The sequence below is a fragment of the Desulforhabdus sp. TSK genome (genome assembly GCF_022836495.1).
Lineage (GTDB): Bacteria > Desulfobacterota > Syntrophobacteria > Syntrophobacterales > Syntrophobacteraceae > Desulforhabdus.
Genome location: NZ_BQXM01000026.1, coordinates 24,815 through 45,961, shown reverse-complemented (window position 1 = coordinate 45,961; position 21,147 = coordinate 24,815). Strand labels below are relative to the sequence as shown.

15 protein-coding genes are annotated in these 21,147 nt (G+C 57.3%); 2 read left to right on the top strand and 13 right to left on the bottom strand.

The features are described 5' to 3' along the window. Window positions 1-14: 14 nt before the first annotated feature. Window positions 15-332, bottom strand: a complete 318-nt coding sequence (locus tag MWC30_RS15005; protein ID WP_244085007.1) for a hypothetical protein — start codon at window positions 330-332, stop codon at window positions 15-17. A gap of 660 nt (window positions 333-992) precedes the next feature. Between MWC30_RS15005 and MWC30_RS15000 the strand changes: the two genes are divergently transcribed. Both MWC30_RS15000 and MWC30_RS14995 read left to right on the top strand, forming a co-directional pair. Then, window positions 993-2,753 carry a YeiH family protein gene (locus tag MWC30_RS15000; RefSeq protein ID WP_244085006.1) on the top strand — a complete coding sequence of 587 codons (1,761 nt, stop codon included), beginning with the start codon at window positions 993-995 and terminating at the stop codon, window positions 2,751-2,753. Window positions 2,754-2,877: 124 nt separating this feature from the next. After that, on the top strand, window positions 2,878-3,165 hold the full coding sequence (locus MWC30_RS14995) for a hypothetical protein (RefSeq protein ID WP_244085005.1): 288 nt from the start codon (window positions 2,878-2,880) through the stop codon (window positions 3,163-3,165). A 29-nt stretch (window positions 3,166-3,194) separates the two neighbouring features. Here MWC30_RS14995 and MWC30_RS14990 read toward each other — a convergent pair whose 3' ends face one another. The 12 genes from MWC30_RS14990 to MWC30_RS14935 all read right to left on the bottom strand — a co-directional run bounded on the left by MWC30_RS14990 (window position 3,195) and on the right by MWC30_RS14935 (window position 20,869). Beyond that, window positions 3,195-5,714 carry a tetratricopeptide repeat protein gene (locus MWC30_RS14990; protein WP_244085004.1) on the bottom strand — a complete coding sequence of 840 codons (2,520 nt, stop codon included), beginning with the start codon at window positions 5,712-5,714 and terminating at the stop codon, window positions 3,195-3,197. Window positions 5,715-5,820: 106 nt separating this feature from the next. Continuing rightward, window positions 5,821-6,468, bottom strand: coding sequence for a membrane integrity-associated transporter subunit PqiC (locus MWC30_RS14985; protein ID WP_244085003.1), 648 nt, complete (start codon window positions 6,466-6,468; stop codon window positions 5,821-5,823). Next, window positions 6,465-7,496: an MlaD family protein gene (locus MWC30_RS14980; RefSeq protein WP_244085002.1), complete on the bottom strand. Its 1,032-nt coding sequence runs from the start codon at window positions 7,494-7,496 to the stop codon at window positions 6,465-6,467. The genes MWC30_RS14985 and MWC30_RS14980 overlap by 4 nt, the downstream gene beginning before the upstream one ends. Further along, entirely contained in the window at window positions 7,493-8,299 is an 807-nt protein-coding gene (locus MWC30_RS14975) for an ABC transporter ATP-binding protein (RefSeq protein WP_244085001.1), read from the bottom strand. The genes MWC30_RS14980 and MWC30_RS14975 overlap by 4 nt, the downstream gene beginning before the upstream one ends. A gap of 24 nt (window positions 8,300-8,323) precedes the next feature. Next, window positions 8,324-9,490, bottom strand: a complete 1,167-nt coding sequence (locus MWC30_RS14970) for an ABC transporter permease (protein ID WP_244085000.1) — start codon at window positions 9,488-9,490, stop codon at window positions 8,324-8,326. Between the two features lie 278 nt (window positions 9,491-9,768). Beyond that, the gene (locus MWC30_RS14965) at window positions 9,769-12,912 is read right to left on the bottom strand and encodes an efflux RND transporter permease subunit (RefSeq protein ID WP_244084999.1); all 3,144 of its coding nucleotides are present in this window, start codon (window positions 12,910-12,912) and stop codon (window positions 9,769-9,771) included. Continuing rightward, window positions 12,909-14,135: an efflux RND transporter periplasmic adaptor subunit gene (locus MWC30_RS14960; protein ID WP_244084998.1), complete on the bottom strand. Its 1,227-nt coding sequence runs from the start codon at window positions 14,133-14,135 to the stop codon at window positions 12,909-12,911. The genes MWC30_RS14965 and MWC30_RS14960 overlap by 4 nt, the downstream gene beginning before the upstream one ends. 161 nt (window positions 14,136-14,296) lie before the next feature. Next, on the bottom strand, window positions 14,297-15,895 hold the full coding sequence (locus MWC30_RS14955) for an efflux transporter outer membrane subunit (RefSeq protein ID WP_244084997.1): 1,599 nt from the start codon (window positions 15,893-15,895) through the stop codon (window positions 14,297-14,299). A 653-nt stretch (window positions 15,896-16,548) separates the two neighbouring features. Continuing rightward, the gene (locus MWC30_RS14950; protein WP_244084996.1) at window positions 16,549-17,082 is read right to left on the bottom strand and encodes a chromate transporter; all 534 of its coding nucleotides are present in this window, start codon (window positions 17,080-17,082) and stop codon (window positions 16,549-16,551) included. A 6-nt stretch (window positions 17,083-17,088) separates the two neighbouring features. Beyond that, window positions 17,089-17,676 (bottom strand): chromate transporter, encoded by a 588-nt coding sequence (locus tag MWC30_RS14945; protein ID WP_256461266.1) that lies wholly within the window; start codon window positions 17,674-17,676, stop codon window positions 17,089-17,091. Window positions 17,677-17,894: 218 nt separating this feature from the next. Further along, window positions 17,895-19,973, bottom strand: a complete 2,079-nt coding sequence (locus tag MWC30_RS14940) for a molybdopterin-dependent oxidoreductase (protein WP_244084994.1) — start codon at window positions 19,971-19,973, stop codon at window positions 17,895-17,897. A gap of 314 nt (window positions 19,974-20,287) precedes the next feature. Continuing rightward, complete coding sequence (locus MWC30_RS14935) at window positions 20,288-20,869, bottom strand: OsmC family protein (RefSeq protein ID WP_244084993.1); 582 nt, start codon at window positions 20,867-20,869, stop codon at window positions 20,288-20,290. Window positions 20,870-21,147 lie beyond the last annotated feature (278 nt).

Here is a 21,147-nt window from a genome sequence, read left to right as displayed (position 1 = left end):
GTTCAGTCAACACCTTAATTCTTGGGCTGTGCCTGGGTGGCTGCGGGCTCCGACTTGGCAGGCTCTGCCTTTTTCCCTGTATCCTTGACCTCCACGGCTGTCGCCTTCATGGTGTACTCAATGGTCACCTTGGAGCCGACTTTGATGTCGCCCGTCACCTTCGTGGCGGCATCCTTGGCGATTTCCCATTTTTCCTTCCCCTTCTGCACCGTGATGACGTCATCCTTGATCTCGAGTACCGGCCCCGTCACCTGGTATGTTTTGGGGCCTGCGGCAAAAACCAGTGATGCGCCCATCAGTACCACTGCAACCATCATCAGAAAGCTTTTCATACCCGATACCCTCTCTTTCTCCTGAAACGCCCTGTGTGAAGGTTTTTGAATAAAATCTGACGATAGATCCACCAGGTTCCTCAATACACATCTCGTGGGAATGAAGAATAACGCCCCAAGAGTGCGGATGCAAGGGGCACGCTATGGGATGGGCTTCCGTGCCGCCTGTTACACCGCACCAGATGACTTTCCCAATGGGTGCTTCATTGAATTCATGAGAAAATTTCATGTGATGGCCAGGAATCAGGCCTTCAATGCCCTTGACAGAATGGACGATCGGTGCTACGCGAAAAGAATCACAAAGAAGAAATTTTGTCACTGAAGTTTAGAAGCTCAAAGCGTCCCATCATCTTGGAACCTGGAACCCCCTGTAGACCCCTCCAGCGAAGGAGAACGTCCCATGAGTCCGCTCTGTTTGAGGGGGTAGGGGAGATTTCTTCCGTTTTCTGCTTTCTAAATGGTGGAAGGGAGGTGAGACCGCCGGAGAATGGTTTGCAGGAAGGGGCAGGCCGTCGAGAAGGGCAGCGTGACTCTATCGACCGCAGGGGCTGCAGGAATGTCCTTTCCCGCTTTGAAGCAAGACGGATTTGTCATGGATCATCTATGGAGAGTCAAGAGCATTGTTTTTGCCGTAAATGAGCTCAAGGGAGAGGGGAAATCATGGCTGAAAATGATGTCAAACCGTCGGATAGTCAAGACTATGTGGTCATAGAGAGCGGCAAGACCTCTCTCAAGGACCTCTACACCAAAGAAGACTGGATGGCCATCTGGATGGGGTTCGTCCTCCTCATCGCAGGGTGCGTCATGTTTCTGGTGAATGCCCCTGCCAAGATGCATGAAAACCTGGCCAAGTACAATGCAACCATGAAAGAGGAGGCGGCGCGGGCGCCCTTCAAAACCATTGCATGGCATGAAGCCTCCACGGCCAAAAAGGGACTCCGTGCCAGGGATTCGGCTCTTGGCAAGTCGCTGAAAGAATATCTCGATGCTCCCACCGATTGGAGCGCCAATCCTCTGGATTCTCTCTATCGGAGCAAAGCGGCGGCCGATGCCCTGAACGCCAAGGGCGAGGCGGACTTCAAAAAGGCCAAGGAGGCCGAGGAAGCTGCTCTTGCCGCGGCCAAAGCCTCTGAAGAGGCTGCTGCATTGGCGGAATTCAAGGACACAACCCTCAACGCGAAGGCCGAGGCCGACATCGCAGCCTGGGTGGCTGCCAGCGGGAAGGTTTCCAAGGCCAAAAGCAAGGTTTCCAACAAGCCATTCAACAAATTTCCCTATCTTTTTGGACTGGCTGCCGCCATGGCCCTCTTCCTGGGCATCGGGCGGACCATCATGGGGCATTCCTTTTTGCGGTTTTTCATCGGCTTTTTCTTTGTCTTTATTCTTGCGGTCCTGGCTTACATGGGCGAGGTTCAGGCCACCATGAAGCATTGGGGTTTTGGATTTCCCCTTTGGGCCATCATCTTCGGCATGCTCATCAGCAACACGGTGGGGACGCCTAAATGGGTGGAGCCGGCCGTTCAGACGGAGTTCTACATCAAGATCGGTCTGGTCCTCCTGGGGGCCGAGATCCTCTTCAACAAGATCCTGGCCATCGGCAAACCGGGCATATTTGTAGCCTGGATCTGCACCCCCATTACGCTGGTGGTCACCTTCTGGTTCGGTCAGCGCATCCTGAAGATGGCTTCCAAGACTCTGAACATTACGATCTCCGCGGACATGTCCGTTTGCGGCGTGTCGGCCGCTATCGCCACCGCTGCGGCCTGCCGGGCGAAAAAAGAGGAGCTCACGCTGGCCATCGGGCTGTCCATGGTGTTCACGGCTATCTGCATGGTAGCGCAGCCGGCCTTTGCCAAGCTGGTGGGCATGCCGGATATCCTGGCGGGAGCCTGGATGGGCAGCACCATCGACTCCACGGGCGCCGTGGCTGCAGCCGGTGCGTTCTATGGCGAAAAGGCCCTTTACGTTGCAGCGACCATCAAAATGATCCAGAATGTCCTCATTGGAGTGACGGCTTTCTGCGTAGCTGTCTACTGGTGCGCCAAGGTTGAATGCGCTCCGGGACAAAAGGTGAGCTGGTGGGAGGTTTGGTACCGTTTTCCCAAGTTCGTCATCGGTTTTATGATCGCTTCCATCGTCTTTTCGCTCCTGGATCAGAGCTTGGGGAAAGACCTCAGCACCATCATGGTCGATCAGGGGGTCCTGAGAGGATTTACCCGCCTGGCGCGCGAATGGTTTTTCGCTCTCGCCTTCACCTCCATCGGTCTGGAGACCAACTTCAGGGAATTCAAGCCCTATTTGAAAGGGGGCAAGCCCTTCACGCTTTATATATTTGGCCAGACCTTGCAGCTTTGCATGACGCTTTTTGTGGGCTATATCATGTTTTACAAGGTGTTCATCGAGGTCACGAAGAACCTGTAGACCTTGAGGCGGAAGTTTTCACTGATGGAAGGATACACTCTCCCATCTGACGGGGGGCGGGGGGCCTGCATGGTGGGCCTCCCCCGGCTCCTTCGATGGGGGAGCCTCATGAGGATCGAAGCATATGACGGACGACGCAGCCAATTTGTCCGACCCTTCTTGCAGCTCATGCTCCATCCTGCAAAAGCTCGCTCCCTGGGTGAAGCTGGCTGTCGGCTTTGCCCTCGTTCTGCTTTTCATGTTCGTGATTGCTCCCCTGGCAGAGCACATCCCCGGCGTGAAGACCCTGGGGGAGCGCATCGATGAGCGTCATCTCCGCTCAACGGCGATCTTTTACACGGACCTGGAAGAATCGGGAGAAGGGTCCTCCTACATTCACGACAGCCTCACATACCCGCCCCGGCGTCCATGATTTCTTTTTCCTTCTTTGCTCAAGCAGCTTCACCGGTTTTCTGCTTCCGCTGCTGTTGCTGCCGGGTGATCCGCCGCAGCATTCAAGAGGAACGTTTGGATGCGCTCCACATCCGCTCCGAAGCGCCCGGGCTCTTGCTTCGCCAGGTCCCGGTAGATGTCGAGGGCTTCCTGGAACGCTCTGGATGAATCCTCCGTGCGCTTTTGATCGCGATAGAGGATCCCGAGGTTGTTGAGGGTCCCGGCTACATACGGGCGGTAGGAGGCCGGGTCCTGTGCAGCAAGGCTGCGGGCGATCTTGAGGGCTTCCTCATAGGCTTTGCCGGCTTCCTCCCCTCGATTCTGATCCTGGTAAAGCGCTCCCAGGTTGTTCAGCGTCATGACGGCATAGGCTGATTGGAATGCCTGGCTCTGAGAAGCCGCATTGCGGTGGAGTGTCAAGGCTTCGTCATAGACCTGTGCGGCGTTTTCGTTGCGGCCAAGAGCGTGGTAGACAATCCCCAGGTTGTTGAGAGTCATCATCATATTGGGGAGCTGGGACTCCTGCAGGGTGGGAGGCAGTTCACGGTAGAGGCCCAATGCCTCTTCGAAGACCTTCTTTGCCTCCTCCATGCGTTCCGCTTCCCTGGAAATACTCCCGACCTTATTGAGGGTTTCAGCCAGGTATACCTTGACCTGGGCCTGTTGATGACGTGAGAGCACGACGCGCCAGGACTTGACAGCCTCTTCGTAGGCCTTCCTGGCGTTGGTCGCCTGGCTCTGTTCCAGGTAAATGTCCCCCTGGGCGGTCAACGTCCTGGCTATCTCGGGATAATACATTCCGGTTTTGGATACGGCCAGGGAGCGATAGGTTTTGAGGGCATCCTGGTAAAACTTTGCGGCGTCCTTCAACCGTTTTTCCTCCAGGTAAAAGGCCGCCAGGTATGTCTGAGAATGAGCGACGTAAGGGAGATAGGCTTCGCGATCTCGCTTTGCCAGGTTTTGGTAAGTCTTCACCTCTTCTGCAAAGGTTTTTACGGCATCATTCGTGCGGCGGTTCTCCCGATGCAATGTGCCCAGCCGATTCAAGGAAAAAGCCACTTCAGGAAGATAGGTTTCCGGATCGCGGCCGGCCAGGCTGCGGTAGGTCTTCACCAGTTCCTCGTAGGTTTTGTGGGCATCTTTGGGACGATTCTTCCCCCCAAAGGACGAGATCGAATCCTCAAGGGATAAGGCTACGTAGGGTTGATATCTTTCGGGATTCCTGGAGGCCAGGGCCCGGTACATTTTCAGTGCCTCCTCCAGGGACTTGCGCGACTCAGCTTCCTGCCCCTGTGCGCGCTGAACATTGGCGAGGCTGTGCAGCGTCATGGCGACGGAGGGTTGGTGGGCGTCGGGATTCTGGCCCATCAGGGTGCGGTAGATTTTCAGTGCCTCTGCATGCGCATTGGCTGCCTCGGTAAGCTTTTTTTGCTCCTGGTGAAACGCCGCCTGATGGTTCAATGCCGCCGCCAGTTGAGGGAGGTAAGCGGCCGGAGCTTCCGCCGCCAGGCTTCGATAAATTTTCAGGGCCTCCTCATATGCGGCTTCCGCTTCCTTCGTTTGCTTCTGATCCCTGTGCACCATGGCCAGGAGGAGCCAGGATTCAGCGGCTCGCGCGCTGCTTCCGGAAGTTTTCGCCAGCTCCAGGCAGCGCAGGGCCTGGACCTTTGCTTCCTCGCCCCGTTTCCCACTCCTCAGAAAGTGCGCATAGGCGATGTTGGCGTCAAAGTCGCCGGGTGCAACCGCAAGGGCCGACTTGTGGGCCGCTTCGGCGTCGTCCAATCGCAATGCCAGGGTCAGCAGGTGTGCCTTCAATTGATGTTCGGCGCTTGCCTTTCCGGGCATTTCCCTCGTGGGGGGGATGAGGCCTGCCGCTCCTTCCTGTGGAGAGACGGCCACTTGCTTTTCGAAGCTTCCCAGCGCCTTTTCGAGCTTTCCCTCCAGGAAGAGGCGCATGGCCTGCCGATACGTGTCCGAGGTGCGCTCGGGACTTATCCGGGCCAATGCCGGCGGAATATTTTCCAGGGAAGCCTCGGCATGTTCGAGGCTTTTGCTGAGCTGGGATGTCTCGTCAGAAGCCTTTCCCTTCTGCTTCTCTATTTCCTTCAGACGCTGCTGGTAATGGTCCTCCACCGCTTTCACGGCCATGGCCAGGATCATCCGGCGAAGCATTTCCTCGCGGTTGCCATCTCTGCACAGGAGAAGCGTCAGCTGTCCGCCTTCAGGTTTTTCGCCGGCCGAGTGCTCCAGCTGGAAGTCATTGACAACCTGCCGGCCTTCCAGGCGGGCATTCAACTTCACCGTTTCCCCCGCGGGCCGGTCTCCAAGCTGAAGTGTAAATAATCCCTTGGCATTGGTGACGGTATGAGCCTCTCCCCCGGCTGTCGTGATTTCGACGCCTGCTATCCTGGGGCCGCCAAGCTCATCGGCCAGGACGACACCCTTCAAAACTGCCGCGTGTGCGTGAGGAGTATTGCAGAGCATCAGGATACCGATGAAGATTGCTGTCTGACGATTTATAATTTTCAAGGTCTGTTTCGGTGCCTTTTGTGATGCATATGCTGAAAAGCTGTCTGAAAATTCGTTTGCCCGTCATTCCGGCAGTCTTTAAGCCGAAATCCGGGGCTCTTTCCGTTCAAGGGTCCGTGGCAGGGGGCAGAGACGCAACGCCCGAGACGATCTCCTGACTCAAACAGGCCAGAGCCCTGTTGTGAGCGGCTACAAGGGCACTATACCCCGCTCCGTGCAGCGGTTCGACGATATGAGAGTTTCCGGCCAGGAACAGTCGTTTGCCGTCGCCGCTTTGCAGGGTCCACTGCGCCCGGAGGATCACCTGGCCTGCGAAGCTGCCGTCAAATTGCAGAACATTGACGGGAATCCGATAGTCCATGCGTCCCCCCGTGAGCCAGGGGAAGCCGTACACCTTTGCGGACGGGAGCATGCTTCCGATGTTTTCCGTCAGGACGCGGGTGATCTCATCCCGCAGGGTTCCCCCCCAGAGGTCGAATTCCGAGATGTCGATCCGGTTCTCTGTCGAACGTGAGACAACCTGTTTCCGGTCCAGATATTCCGGAATGCGCACCGGACCAATGCCCAGGGTGATTTCCCCGCTGGGAAAAATGGAAGGGCTCGCGCCTTCCTGCCCTGACGTCATGCTTTCCATGGGGGACAGGGTGTACAATCGCGGGGGGGGACTGGTTGAACAGCCCGCCAGAATTCCCCACAGCAGGGCTCCCAGCAGCAATGTCCTGCAGCAATCCGTTGTCCAGGGGCGTCTCATCATTCCTCAACTCCTTCAGGCTGTCTTTTCCCTCTCAAAAGGGCTTCCGGGTGACGCTCGAGATAACTGACCAGTTCGCGCAGAGAACGGGACGTGGATGCAATTTCCCTCAGTGTTTCCTGCAGGGTAATTCCAAAGACCGAATCCTTTGAAGCCGTCTGCTGGAGCTCGGAGAGGACGGCTTGCGTTTTTGCAAGGGTTTCCTTCATTTCCCTGGCGATCTCGCCCGGTACACCGTCTTGCAGCTTCAGGGTTTTTTCCGCCTGCAGGAGGGCTGGACGCGCGGATTGAATCCCGGCATCCATGCTCTTGAAGGTGTTCCTGACGGATTCCGTGGTTTTCTTCACTTCGGTGGCCATGGGCTTGATCTCGTCGTTCACATTCTTCAGAACGGCTCGGAAGCTGGCGAGCGTGGTATTCAGCTCCACCTGCAGTTTTTGGGTTTCCGGGGAATTCACAATTTTCTGCATGCCATCGATGATCTGGTCCAGCTTCTGGACCATCTCTTTGATGGGGATGTCTGCCAGGGTCTTCTGAATCTGTTCGAGAGGAGTCGGTATCGTGGGGATTTCAGTGTAGTCGGGATAAGCCCCCATGAGGTTGGCTGATCTCTCCGGGTGAAAATCCAGGCCGATCATCAGCTGTCCCGTGACAAAGCTCTGCATTTCGAGCTGGGCTTTCAAGCCCATGTCCAGGAGGTGCTGGAGCCCCTGGCGAGGATCACTGTATTTCTTCCTTGCCGGCCTCACAATGTTCTCGGGGTCGATCTCGCCCAGCACGGAGATGGTCATGGTCTGGCTTTCATCGAGGGTCAGGATCTGGATCCGGGTAACGGAGCCGACTTTCACGCCTCTGAACATGATGGTCGCCCCCTCACTGAGGCCTTTGACGGAGCCGTCGAAATACATTTGGACATTGATTTTATCTTTGAAAAACTTTCCCGATCCAAAAACCACCAGTACGATAGCGAGCAAGGCCATGGCTCCAAAAACGAAGAAGCCGATGAGTGTCATATTAGCTTTCTTGCTCATGGAGTCCCCCTGCGATTGTCTTTGTCGGCATCAACATGTCCACGACGCCCCGCCTCCATTCTTGTGAGAAAATTGACCACCGTCGGATCTTGAGATTCCTTCAGAAGCACCTTGGGGTCTCCCGAGGCGATCATCGTCTTTCTGTCTGCATCGATGAACACCGAATTGTTGCCGATGGCGAAAATGCTTGGCAATTCGTGGGTGACGATAACGATGGTCGCTCCGAGACTGTCCCGCAGCTGCAGGATGAGGTCATCCAGGAGCCGGGCACTGATGGGATCCAACCCCGCTGAGGGCTCATCGAAAAAAAGGATTTCCGGATCCAGGGCCATGGCCCGCGCGAGGCCGGCGCGCTTTTTCATCCCCCCGCTGATCTCGGAAGGGTAGTATTCTTCAAAGCCTTTGAGGCCCACCAGGGCAAGCTTGAGGGAAACCAGCTCGCGGATTTGCATGCTGGAGAGCTCCGTGTACTGCTCCAGGGGCAGGGCGATGTTCTCCGCAAGGGTCATGGAGCTCCAGAGCGCGCCGCTCTGGTAGAGCACGCCGATCCCTTTGATGATGGCTTCCTGCTGTTCGGGGGGGGCCGTCCAGAAATTCACGTCCCCGTAGAGAACCTCACCTTTGGCCGGTCGTTTCAACCCGATGAGATGCTTCAGCAGCGTGCTCTTCCCGCATCCGCTGCCGCCCATGATGATGAAAATGTCACCGTGGTTTATGGTGAAGGTGAGGTCCCGCTGCAAAACGAAGTCTCCGTAGGCCATCGTCAGATCTCGCACCACGATATGGGGTTTCTTTTCCTGCATGGGAGGCGGCCCTCTTTCCTGCTGCTAGATGTCGAGAATCTGGCAGACAACGGTGATGATGCTCGTCGCCACAACGATACTCACGATGCTGGTGACGACGGCCGAAGTCGTGGCATTTCCCACTGCCGCCGCGCTCCGTTCGCACTGCATGCCGCGAAGACATCCGGCCAGGGAGACAATCACCCCGAAGACCGCACTGTGGAAAAGTCCTACCCAAATGTGAGTCAAGGTGACTGCCTCGATGGTCTTGTTGTAGTAGTCCATGGGATTCAGATCCAGCACCGTGACGCCGATGAGCATTCCCCCCAGGATCCCCATGAAGTCCGAATAGAGCCCCAGGAGGGGCATCATGAGCATGAGGGACAGCATCCTGGGGAGAACCAGAAATTCCATGGGAGAAATCCCGAGGGTCTTGAGGGCGTCGATCTCTTCATTGGCCTGCATGGTGCCGATCTGCGCCGCGAAGGATGCTCCCGTGCGGCCGGCCATGATGATTCCCGTCATCACGGCGCCCATGATGCGGGTCATGGCGATGCCCACCAGGCTCGCCACGTAGATTTGCGCCCCGAACATCTTCAGCTGAATGGCGCCCACGAAGGCGAAGATGAGACCCACCAAGGCGCTGATGAGTGAGACAATGGGCAGGGCTTCCAGGCCGCATTCCTGGATGGTTACCCACAGGTCTCTCGGCCGGAAGCGTGCTCTCCCCACCAGGAGCTTCAAAAAGGCGACCGTCGTTTCACCGAGAAATTCAAAGACTTCCAGGTTCGAATTCCAGAGCCTCACCGAAGTCGTTCCGAGCCGCTCCATGAAGGGAGTGTGCTTTTCCTGTTTGGCGGCCCCTTTCCGTTCGGGGACAGCCGTCGCCAGATCGAGCAGCCTGCGGACCCCTTCCGGCAGACCGTCCTGGCTCACCTGGATTTGTTTTTGGGTGCTTTCCTCGATGATTTGCAGCAGAAAAGTCAAATAGGCACTGTCCCATGCCGTCAGACCGGTCGTGTCGAAAGAAATGGAACGGACGGGAGAGCCGGATTCCAGCTCGCGCTGCACGTCGCTCAGAGAGGGAAGGGATTCGGTGATCTTCCACCCTCCCGTGAAGGCGATCTGCAGGGTATCCTGGGAGGATCGGGAAAAGCTCAGTCTTCCACCCCCTCCCGATCCCGTTGGGGCTGTCACGGCACTGGGATTCATGCACTAACCTCTTTCACGATGACAGAGCATCTATGCTCGTTGAGGTTTCAATCCTTAGTAGACGTCCACAGAATAGGATGTCCATTTCTCCGCTCGTCATGCCGGCGGTTTTTAAGCCGGCATCCAGTTTTTTCTGTGGATTCCGGCTAAAAGACTGCCGGAATGACAAATCGAGTGGTGGACACTCTAATGTGTGGAGTTGTACTTAGCAACTATATCGAACGACCGGACGCGTTTTCAAAGGCTCTATGGATCCAATGAAAATAGCAACTTGCTGCTCATTGTAAAGCATTAGAATGCTTTTTTTCAATGCGTGATTTCCTGAGTCGTTCGTCCAGGCCTTCCAGAAGCACGTAAAATACAGGAACGAAAGGAATGGCGAGAAGGGTCGATGAAAGCATGCCGCCGAAAACGACTGTTCCTATGGCTCGCTGACTGGCTGCCCCTGCTCCGAAGGCGATGAGCAGTGGCGCGACCCCCAGAATAAAGGCGAAGGACGTCATCACGATGGGGCGAAAACGGCGCCGGGTCGCCTCGATGGCCGCTTCGGAGATGGACATGCCCCCCTCGTGCAGCTCGCGTGCGAATTCCACGATGAGAATGGCGTTTTTGCTCGCCAGAGCAATCATGAGCACCAGTCCCACCTGGGTGTAGAGATTGTTGTCATATCCCCTGCTCAGGAGGGCCAGGAGGACTCCTACCAGAGCGATGGGAACCACCAGGATGACGGCCGCGGGGGATGTCCAGCTTTCATACAAGGCCGCCAGCACCAGGTACACCAGGATGATGGAAAGGGCGTATATGATGTATGCCTGGTAGCCGACCTTTTTTTCCTGGTAGCTTGTGGACGTCCAGTCGAAGGATATCCCGGGAGGAAGGATGCCGGCTGCGAGTTGCTCCATTTGGGCCAGTGCCTGGCCGGAGCTGAATCCGGATGCAGCGGAGCCGAAAATGGCCGCAGCGGGGTAGAGGTTGTAGCGCGTGATCAGCTCCGACCCCTGGATCCGCTTCACGTCCAGCAGGGTGCCGAGGGGGACCATCTCTCCGGCCTGGTTGCGGGTGTGCAGGTTCTTGATGTCCCTGGGCTCCAGGCGATAGCGGCTGTCCGCCTGGATGTATACCTGGAAGACCTGGTTGAACTTGTTGAAAAGGTTGACAAAGGAAGATCCGAGGTAAGCCTGCAGCGTGGCGAATACATTGAGCAGAGGGACCTGCAGCGATTCCGCCTTGGTGCGGTTGATTTCCAGGTACAGCTGGGGGCTGCTGATGCCGAAGGTGCTGGCGAGGCCACGCAAGCCCGTTTGGGAGTTCCCGGCGCGCACCAGCTCGCCCGTGGCCTGCTGGAGTGCGGAGAGACCGAGGCTCCCGCGGTCTTCCACCATCATCTGGAAGCCTCCCGTCTGGCCCAGTCCGCGGATGGGCGGAGGAACCAGCACCAGGGCCTGCGCTTCCTGAAGCCCGGCGAGCTCTCGATTGATGCCCGCTATGATCACATCCTGGTTCAATGCCGCACCACGCTCTTTCCAGTCCTTGTAGATGAGAAACGTTGTCGAAATGTTGGAAACACTGGCGCCGTCCAGGATGGAATAGCCGCCGATGGTGACCCAGTTGGCCACGCCGGGGCTCCTGCGGAGGATGGAGTCAATTTTATCCGACACTTCCCTCGCACGGGGCTGGGATGCCCCCTCAGGCAGTCGGAACATCAGCAGAGCATACCCCTGGTCCTCAGTCGGGAGAAAGCCCGTGGGCCGCCTGAGGAAGCCCCACAGGGAGACATTGATGATGAGGGCGAAAAGAAGGAACATCCACACAGGTCGCTTCACCATCCAGGCGACAAGCCCGACATAGAGGTCCGTCAGTCTTTGAAACACCCGGTTGAATCCCCGGTAGAACCAGTTGGGCGGCGTGTCTGGCCTGGGTTTCAGCCAGAAGGCGCACTGGACCGGTTTGAGAGTGAGGGCGTTGATGGCGCTGATGACGGCGGTGGCGGCGATAACGAGAGCGAATTGGCGGAAAATCTGCCCCGTAATCCCGGGAAAAAAGGCTGCCGGCAGAAAGACGGCCACCAGGGCCAGAGTGATTCCCATCACCGGGCCGGTCAATTCGTGCATGGCCTTGATGGTGGCTTCTTTGGGGTGCATTCCGTGCTCGATGTGGTAAGCGCTGCTTTCCACGATGACGATGGCGTCGTCCACCACGATGCCGATGGCGAGAATGAGAGCGAAGAGAGTCATGAGGTTGACCGTGAAGCCGAGGACTGTCATGGCAATGAATGCGCCGATGAGCGTGACGGGGACGGTGGTGGCAGGGACCAGCATGGCCCGCAGGCTCTGGAGGAAGAGCAGGATGACGACCAGTACCAGAATGCCGGCGATGAGGAGGGTTTCATACACGCCGGCAATGGCCTCCCGGACAAAGGTCGTGGTGTCGAAGCGGATGGCGTATTTCAGGCCCTCGGGGAACTGTTTGCTCATATCCTCCATGGCTGCATAAACACTGTTGGCAACCGTGATGGCATTGGCGTCGGGGAGGGCGAAAATAATGACCTGGGCGGATTTGTGTCCGGTGACTTGAGCATAATTGCTGAAAAACTGCTGCCCCAGCTCCACGCGGGAGATGTCTCGCATCCGCACGATTTGGGGTGCTTCTCCCGTTGCGGTCTTGACGATGATGTCTTCGAACTGGGTTGTATTCGAGAGCCGGCCCAGAGCGTTGATGGTAAACTGAAAGGACTGTTGCGAGGGCACCGGTGGAGCACCCAGCTGCCCCGAAACCACCTGGATGTTCTGTTCCTGTATGGCGGCGAGGACATCCGTTGTGGTGAGCCCGAATGTCTCGATCTTGTGTGGATCCAGCCACACGCGCATGCTGTAGGGACCGGCCCCAAAGACCCTCACCTGTCCCACCCCCGGAATCCGGGCAAGAGGGTATTGTAGATTGATCACACCGTAGTTGGAGAGGAAAGCCTCGTCGAAGCGGTCGTCTTCAGCAAAGAGGCTGACCACCAGCAAAATATTGGGGGAGACCTTTCGGATCGTGACCCCCTGCTCCTGAACACCTCCCGGCAACTGGGCCAGAGCGCTGTTCACCAGATTCTGTACCAGGGCAAGGGAGGTGTCGAGCTTGGTCCCGACGTCGAAGGTGATGGTCAGGGAGTACGATCCGTCGCTGCCGCTGGTGGAAGACATGTAGATGGAGCCTTCGACACCATTGACCGCCTGTTCGATGGGCACCCCGATGGTGGCAGCGACGACTTCTGCGCTCGCTCCCGGGTAACGTGTGCTCACCTGGATCGTCGGAGGTACGATCTGTGGGTACTGGGCTATGGGCAACTGGTAGAGGCACACCAGCCCGATGATGATCGTGACGAAGGCGATGACATTGGCAAAAATGGGGCGTTCGATAAAAAACTGTGAAATCATTTGCCCACCTTTGATGATTCGGCCTTTCCGGAGGGGGAGGCATCCGTGGGCTGTTCCGTCGGCCTGTCGGGCTCCGGGTTTACCGGTCGACCGGGAGCGCTTCGCACCAGTCCGTTGACGATCACCCGTTCATCCCCCGTGAGACCTTCATCAATGGCATACATACCGTCTTCGGAGACCGCCGTACTCACGTTGCGCCGTTCGACGATGTTCTTTTCATTCACCACGAAGACGTAAGAGCCCAGTTGATCGAAGCCCACAGCCACTTGCGGCACCAGGAGAGCGGACTTCCTCTCCCTCACGGGCACACGTACCCGTGCAAACTGCCCTGGAAGCATTTGCCCATCGGCGTTGGCGAGCACTCCCCGGAGGAGAAGCGTGCCCGTGGTGGGACTGACGCCGGTGGCTGCAAAGTCCAGGTATCCTTCGTGCGGGCAGTCCTCATCACCGGCAAGGCCAATGAAGACAGGGTGCCTGGCGGGCTTTTCCCTTTCCCGGCCGGGGGTGAGCTTCCGAAGGAGAGGTGCCAGATCCGTCTCACTGACGGTGAAATATATATAGAGGGGGTCTGTTTGGGAGATCTCGGCCAGAACGGTGCTCGTCCCGGAACCCACCAGGTTGCCGGGGTCCACCAGCCTTCGGTCGATGCGCCCGTCAAAGGGAGCCGTCACCCGGGTGTAGCCCAGATCCAGTTTGGCCAGGTCCCGCTGGGCTTCAGCCGTCTGCAAAGCGGCTTGCGCGGAATTGCTTTGAAAACGCCAGTTTTCAAGGTCTGTCTGAGAGGCCGCCTTCTGGTTGAACAGGGTGGTGTTGCGCGCCAGTTCAATTTTGGCATGATCGAGGAGAGCCTTCTGCGTCAGGACGTCCCCTTCGGCCTGCTGCAGCTTGGCCATGAAGGTGTTCTGTTGAATGAGGAACAGGAGTTGGTCCTTCTTGACCCTGTCCCCGTCCTGGAAAAAGACCTTCTCCAGAGTGCCCTCCACCCGCGCCCGCAACTGCACGGTATTGACTGCCTGCGTGTTGCCCGTGAACTCCAGGTACTCTGTCACATCCCGCCGCAAGGGCTGGCTCACCGTGACTTTTGGGGGAGGCGGCGGCTCCTGAGCGGGCTTGCCCTGGCAGGCCAGAAGGGGCAAAAGAAAAATCAGGTGTGCTGCCAGCAGCATCCTGCGGGCCGGCATGCCCGGAATCATGAGGTATCGTCTGGTCTTTCCAAGCGGCATGGAGCTCCTCCGGGTTTAGACAGCCTCTGAGCCAAGGCATTGTCCTCCTGCGAGGAAAATGGCTCATGGCCTCACGTGGTGGAGTATGACTGAACAGACTGTGCCAGCGTCAATCAGCGCCTCTCCGTGTGATTCAGCGTCCCTTCCCCCCGTGCAGTTCCCTACCAGTCGGGGGGAGGGATGGGACTTTCGGACCTGCCATCTCGCGGCATGTAAACCGCCGGGGAGAGCAGTTTCCCCCAGTGGGTCCGCTTCGCCATGGCCTGCTTGATGTCGGGGGAGACGAGGTCCTGTCCTTCCCTGATTTCCCATCCCCCTCCCAGGGCGCGGTATACTCCCACCAGGTTGCTGGAAATACTGCCGAGAGCGCTTGCCAGGGAGTCCTGCGCAGTCAGCAGGGACTGTTGGGAAGTGAGAACCGTCGTGAAATCCGTGCTTCCCTGCTGATACTGGATGGTAGCCAGATCCAGCGAACGTTTGGCTGCTTCCGCGCTCTGGGCCAGGTACTCGGTGTTTTCCTGGGCGCGCAGGAAGCCCGCCAGGGAATCCTCAACCTCCTGTTGTGCCTGCAGCACTGTGTTTTGATAGGAAATGAGAAGATCCTGGAAACGTGCATCCTGCAAGCGAACGTTGTTGGTGATTCTCCCGTAGTTCAAGATATCCCAACGAAATGACGGTCCGGTGGCAGCGGTCAGGGCCGATGATCTCGCGATATCTGAAAGTGCGAAAGAGCCGAGGGTGTTGGATACGAAGCCGATCGAGCCAGTGAGGGTGAACGCGGGCAACAGCTCCGCTTTGGCGACACCGATCTGTGCGGATTGAGCCATGGCGCGCAGCTCGGCACTCCGTACATCGGGGCGTCGACGGAGCAAATCAGCGGGAATTCCCACCGCCACCTGCATGGGAGGGACAGGGATCTCACCGGCGCCCTGGAGTGTCTGGGACAGGTTTTCAGACGGCGGGGCCCCCAGGAGGACGCTCAAAACATTTTTAGCCTGCTGCAATTGGCCTTCCAGGATCGGCAGGGTAGCCTGGGTATTGAACAGAACCGTTCGTGCCTGGGCGACATCCCGTTCGGAGGTGGCTCCAGCCTTGAACCGGGCTTCGGCGATCTGAAGGCTTTCCCTTTGCGTTGCAATGTTTTGGCGGGCAATGTCGATCCGCCTCTGAAGGGTTCTGAGCTGAATATACGCGGCGGCCGCATCGGCAGTGAGACTCACCAGCGCGCTGTCGTAATCCGCCACGGAGGCTTTGAGTCCGGCGTCGGCCGATTCAATGGCCCTTCTGAATTTCCCCCAAAAATCAACTTCCCAGGCTGCAGAGAGATGGACTGCATCCTGCCAGTAACTGAGCTGCGTGCCCCCAGTCTGCCCCCTTGCCGCCTGAGACGATCGGTCTCCGGTCCGGTTGAAGGTCAAGGCGCCGTCTGCCTGCTGGGTTTGAGGATAGAGCTCTCCGACGGCAATTCCCAGTTGAGCGCGGGCTTCGAGCACCCTAACGCCGGCTATTTTCAGGGTAAGGTTTTCCTGGTAAGCTTGTTGTATGATCTGGTTGAGAACAGGGTCTCCGAAGGCTTCCCACCAGGCGTGGCACTGGGCTGGAGTGGATTGCACCCGTTCATCCTTTGCCTCCAGCCATTGGGACGAAACGGCGATTTCGGGTCGAACGTAGTCTGGACCCGCCTTCATGCAGCCGCAGAGCAGGAGGACAGAACCCGCCAGGATCGGCCAAGCGACGTTGTATCTGAGCAGACACTTCATGATGCGTGACCCTGGAATCCAACGGACTCCGCCGTTGCTGAAATACCGTTGTCCGCCTTCACCTCCGTTCGAAGGGGAAGGATTACGAAAAATGGTACCCTGGTAACCTCCAAGTCCCCACGTGACGGCCGGTGTCAAAAGCGTCCGGGGAATTCTTTTCCCATACCCCGATGCAGTAGAAGAGCTTAACAGCAACGCGCCGACCTATCAACTATTTTTGCCGCGCTTTCGAACGGGCGAAATCATTATTCTGTCTTGGGAACATACCGGTTTTTCGGTGGAATGATTCAGGCTGCGTTGAGCGTCTTGTTGGTATAGTTGTGGAGCGTAGTTGACGTGGAGAGCCGGACGGGGGGTAGGCGTCCGACTCCCCACGGGAGGAGGAAAGAGTTTCTTTCCGGTTCTATGGATAACGTAGGATTGTGGAAAAAATGTGGAGGGATCGTGTGGAAGTTCTGAGGGCAGCGGCCATCACCAAAAAAGAGTGGAGAGCCGGGCGAGGGGTGTGCCCGACTCTCCACAGGAGGAGGAAAGAGCTACTTTCCAATTTAATTATAGCCTTTTTGTAGAAGAAGAAAATCATTACGATCCAAAGTGAAGTGAGCGTTCCTCAGAAGGTTCTGATGCAATCGTTGATTCGATTGGGACAATTGCTATAGCCAAAAGGACATGAGCGCACCGACAGCCGTGGACCCTGCCACGAGCAGCCCGTAGCTGACCTTGCGCGTGATGGCCAGAGCTGCCACCATGACAATAACGAGGATCTGCCAGAAGGAATGCACAGTTGGGCGCCCGAGGGAGATTGCCGCCTGCAGCATGAGAACCACAACCACCGGCAGGATCCCGTGCAGGACAGCCTGGGTGATCTCTTTTTCCCGTACTTTCAGATAAAATTTTTCGATCAGATACATGACGAGGAGGGACGGTGTGAAAATAGCCACTGTAGCGACGACTGCACCCGTCAGGCCGGCCACCTTATAGCCGATGAAAGTTGCGCTGATGGCCACCGGTCCGGGTGTCACCTGGCCCAGAGCGATGGCCGCGGCAAATTGTGACGCGCTCAGCCAGTTGTTCTGGTGGACTACCATCCTTTGCATCAGCGGGATCATGGCAAACCCCCCGCCAAAGCCGAAGAAGCCCACCTTCAGAAAAGAATGTGCCAACTGATAGACGATAAGCATCGACATATTGTCCTACCGTGTTGGCAGATCTGGGGTTGATCCTTTTCTGGAAAATCCCATCGCCCATACTTTGATCGCTCCGGCCATGCCACCCATCAGGATCAGCCAGATTGGATTGATAGAAAACGCCAACTCCAGCAAAAAAGCTACGAGACCGATGACGAGACAGCACCAGTGTGTGGGAGCTCGTTTGACCAGGTCCCATACAACCGCAATCAAAAGTCCGACCACTCCTGCCGTCAACCCTTTCATTGCGGATTGAACGAGCATGTTGTCCTGCCAGGCAAGGAAAATACCCGCCAGAACCAAAATGAGCACGAATGAAGGTAGGATGAGGGCTGCTGTGGCCAAGATCATTGCCCCCATTCCACCCAGTCGATAGGCAATTCCTGCCAGCAGGTTTACGGTGAAGGCACCCGGAGCCATTTCAGAAAGTGCAATCATGTTTTGGAAACGCTGCGCGGTCAGCCAGCGACGCTTCACGACAAGCTCCGACTGAATCAGCTCCACCACGGCATAGCCTCCTCCAAAGCCAATGGCGCCGATCTTGAGATAGGTTCGCGTGATATCCCACCAGGTCGGCTCCCCGGGGGGATCCATTTGCATCGATTTTAGGGTTGTTTGGCTGCATCGGAGATCTACCTCCAGTTTCCGGCCTGTGGCTGCACCTGCTCCATCCAGCTTTCAGCCCTGGGCCTGTTCAATTCGTCGCCGGGAATTCCTACGCTCACCCTCCCTCTTCAATAGCACCTTCGTAAGCCTGGCTCTCCGCAGGAGCGGCGGCGGCTTTCTTTCCTGCCGGAATCAGCCCGCCGGATTTATGCTCGGCGTATCCTGCAGGGGATGTTCTTGATATTGGGAGTCCCGAATTCCTTCCCCAGCTTCCCAATGGACGTGAGTCTGTTGAAGTTGGATTTTTGCCATTCGAACTGCGTATCCGCGGAGCCTTCCGGGTACCACCAGCCCAGCGCCGCGCTCACGACCTTCGGGTGAACGATGTCGGTGACGCGGGCCGTCTGAACAATTCGTCCGTACTTCGTTTCGATGACGACATCGTCCCCGTCGCTGATCCCATGCGAAGCCGCCGTCTCGGGGTGGATTTCGATGAGGGGGGAGGGGCGTTTTTGCCGGAGCTTCTCCACCCACCGGTAGGATGACAGGAGATAGTAGCGGCTCTTGGCGCTGATCAAAATGAGAGGAAACTCGGGATCTTCCTCTTCGGGCAACCCTGCGAATTCCGGCAGGGGCTTCAATTTGAATTTGTCTGCGGTGGTCAGCTTCAATTCCACTTTGCCCGAGGGAGTGCGGAAGCCTTTTTCCTTGTACAGCCCGAACCGGTCCGGTCCTTTCAGGTAGCCTTTGGCCACGAGGTCGCGGTAGGTAAGTCCGGCCGGTTTGACCACATCGTCGAGGAAGCTTTCAAAATCGTCATGCCAATATTCGGGAGGGGAAATCCGCTTCCCCAGTTCATTCAGGATCTTGATGTCGGGCCAGCACTCAGGGGGCGGATCGACGATCTTCGGCCGGGCCAGGATCATGCCGTGCCCGATGCCGTAGTGGCCGATGTCGTTCATCTCGTACTGGTGGGCGACGGGGAGGACAATGTCGGCCATGGAAGCGGTGGGGGTCATGAAGATTTCCGCCATGGCCACAAAATCGAGGCGCTTCAAAGCCTCGTAGGTGACGTCGCTGTTGGCCCAGGCCACCAGCGGATTGGTGCACATACCGTAGTAGCCCCGCACGGGGTAGGGCTCGTCCTTGAGCACCGCCTGCCGGAAATGAGCCGGGGGGACCGTCATGAATCTCGGGATGACGCCGTGATGGGCCCCGATCATCTCTTTGCGCTTTTCGGGAATGAGGTCCGCCCGGACAAATTCTCCCAGTCCCATGATTTTTGGATCGTAAGCGTTGATATTGCCGCCGGGTATTTCGAGATTTCCACAGACTGCCATGAGACAGACGAGGGACCGGGCGGCGTCGAAGGCGTGGATGTCGTGCTCGATGGCATTTCCCCACTGGAGTGCGGCCGGTTTGGCTTCGGCGTACAGGCGTGCGGCCCGGCGGATGAGGTCGGCGGGGACCCAGGTGATCTCGGCGACTGTTTCAGGAGAATACCGGCGCACATGCGCGGCGAGGTCCTCGAAGCCGTCGGTGAACTGCTCGACGAATTCTTTGTCGTAAAGCTCTTCTTCAATGACGACATGGAGAAATCCCAGGGCGAGGGCCTGTGCGGTACCCGGGCGCAGCTGCAGCCAGAGCTCGGCCTTTTCCGCCAGCTCCGTTCTGCGTGGATCGACTACGATGAGGCGTGCGCCGTTCTTGAGCTGATCGAGAAGGAGGCCGGCGATCTGGCCTTCCTCGCTGGTGGAGAGCAGGTTGCTCGCCCAGGAGAGAATGACCCGGGTGGGGTTGTGGAGGTCGGCAACGGGGTAAAAGCCGCAGGTGTGGACGCCCGTGACTTCCCGCGGAGCGTGGCAGACGTCCTGGGAGGCCACGACATTGGGAGAGCCGAAGAGGTTTGCCAAGCGAATGAGAACGAAATGCTCCAGCCCCTTGGGCATGCCGACCCCGAACCCCACCGCCCGCGCCCCGTGTTGCTCCTTGATCCGGAGGAGATTGCCGGCAATTTCATCGAGGGCCTCCTCCCAGGAGATGCGCTGCCATTTTCCTTCGCCGCGCTCGCCGGAGCGTTTGAGGGGATGGCGGAGCCGGTCGGGGTGGCTCAGGCGGTCCGCTGAAACCCTGCCCTTATAGCAGGTATACCCTTTGTTCAGATACCCCTCGGGGTCTCCCTTGATCTGAACGATCCGGTTGTCTTCCACACCGACCAAAAGAGCGCAGCCGCCGTGGTCCATCCGTGCACAGTGGGTCTTCGCCCACCGAATCTCTGTTCCCATAGCCATCCAGCCTCCTCGATCTTCTCATGCAGTTTTCGCCATGATATGCAACAAATTGCAGGGTGCGGTTTACGCACCATTCTTGACTCGGGCAATTCCTCAGTGCGGGTCGTGCATACAATGCACCCTGCCCCTGAAACAGTCGAGATTTCAACCGCTCACAATATAAATGACCGTTCCCGGTATCTAAATACCACGTTATGAACCGGAAAGGATGAGGAACATTTCAAGGAAGTGGGCAAAATGCGGAGGAAGTGTTGGGCAAGCCTTTTCAGGCTTGCCCGGAAGGCTTGGCGTTGAAGTTTCATTTCCTCTCATGCCCGGTCGAGCTGAACCGTGACAGGCGTGGGGTTCGAGACGGTGTTGAAAACCGGTGAATACTTCTGCGCCATCTGGATGAGCTCCTCTTTCTGCTCCTCAGACACGTCCGCATCGATTTTAAAGACCACCCGGATCCTTTCATAACCCACCGGGACATCCTTGGAGAGACCCAGGAAGCCCCGAAGATCCAGGTCGCCTTCCAGCCTGGATTCCACGCCCCTGATTTCGATTCCCTTGGCGGCGGCGTGATAGATGAGAGAGGATGTCAGGCAGCCTGCCAGTCCGGTCAGCAGGTACTCCACGGGGTTGGGACCTGTGTCCTCACCCAGGAGAATGTCCGCTTCATCGGCATCCTCCTCAAAGGGTTTTTCGTGCGGGTGATCCTGTTTCGCTCCATGGAAGTCCGTTATGGTCGTGCGATTGTGACCGCCGCTGATCCATTGGTTTCTCACGCGGAATTTGAATTTTGCAATATCTCCATCGCCTTTCACCGCATCGACCGTGTCCAGCAAGCGGGTCACATTGACGCCGTTCAGGACGATTTCAGTTTGCTGTTTTGTTGTCTGTTGTGCCATGTTGAATCACCTCCTTTGCAATAACGCACATAAAATAAGTAAGCTCAGAGTAACTTCCAGTTGTCTGGTCCATTGGAGCTGAATTTTTCATATTTCACCGAAGCAGGGGAAGATTGACATTGCACCGAGTTTCCCAGTGTGGGAGAAAATAGTCCATCAAAGCCGATATGAAGTCGGTGGAGTTTTTTTGAATCCTGTCGGGTGCGGCAGGCAGGCAGCGGGGCAGTAATGCAGCACATGATCGGAGGCCATGAAGGCCCCGCCTCCTGGGGTGCGGC

What these genes read in the sequence shown, in the direction of transcription:
- MWC30_RS15000 (WP_244085006.1), top strand. Translation starts at nt 993, where the DNA reads ATGGCTGAAAATGATGTCAAACCGTCGGATAGTCAAGACTATGTGGTC.
- MWC30_RS14935 (WP_244084993.1), bottom strand. Translation starts at nt 20,869, where the DNA reads ATGGCACAACAGACAACAAAACAGCAAACTGAAATCGTCCTGAACGGC.
- MWC30_RS14985 (WP_244085003.1), bottom strand. Translation starts at nt 6,468, where the DNA reads ATGATGAGACGCCCCTGGACAACGGATTGCTGCAGGACATTGCTGCTG.
- MWC30_RS14975 (WP_244085001.1), bottom strand. Translation starts at nt 8,299, where the DNA reads ATGCAGGAAAAGAAACCCCATATCGTGGTGCGAGATCTGACGATGGCC.
- MWC30_RS14945 (WP_256461266.1), bottom strand. Translation starts at nt 17,676, where the DNA reads ATGGATCCCCCCGGGGAGCCGACCTGGTGGGATATCACGCGAACCTAT.
- MWC30_RS14940 (WP_244084994.1), bottom strand. Translation starts at nt 19,973, where the DNA reads ATGGGAACAGAGATTCGGTGGGCGAAGACCCACTGTGCACGGATGGAC.
- MWC30_RS14995 (WP_244085005.1), top strand. Translation starts at nt 2,878, where the DNA reads ATGACGGACGACGCAGCCAATTTGTCCGACCCTTCTTGCAGCTCATGC.
- MWC30_RS14960 (WP_244084998.1), bottom strand. Translation starts at nt 14,135, where the DNA reads ATGCCGCTTGGAAAGACCAGACGATACCTCATGATTCCGGGCATGCCG.
- MWC30_RS15005 (WP_244085007.1), bottom strand. Translation starts at nt 332, where the DNA reads ATGAAAAGCTTTCTGATGATGGTTGCAGTGGTACTGATGGGCGCATCA.
- MWC30_RS14965 (WP_244084999.1), bottom strand. Translation starts at nt 12,912, where the DNA reads ATGATTTCACAGTTTTTTATCGAACGCCCCATTTTTGCCAATGTCATC.
- MWC30_RS14970 (WP_244085000.1), bottom strand. Translation starts at nt 9,490, where the DNA reads ATGAATCCCAGTGCCGTGACAGCCCCAACGGGATCGGGAGGGGGTGGA.
- MWC30_RS14980 (WP_244085002.1), bottom strand. Translation starts at nt 7,496, where the DNA reads ATGAGCAAGAAAGCTAATATGACACTCATCGGCTTCTTCGTTTTTGGA.
- MWC30_RS14950 (WP_244084996.1), bottom strand. Translation starts at nt 17,082, where the DNA reads ATGTCGATGCTTATCGTCTATCAGTTGGCACATTCTTTTCTGAAGGTG.
- MWC30_RS14955 (WP_244084997.1), bottom strand. Translation starts at nt 15,895, where the DNA reads ATGAAGTGTCTGCTCAGATACAACGTCGCTTGGCCGATCCTGGCGGGT.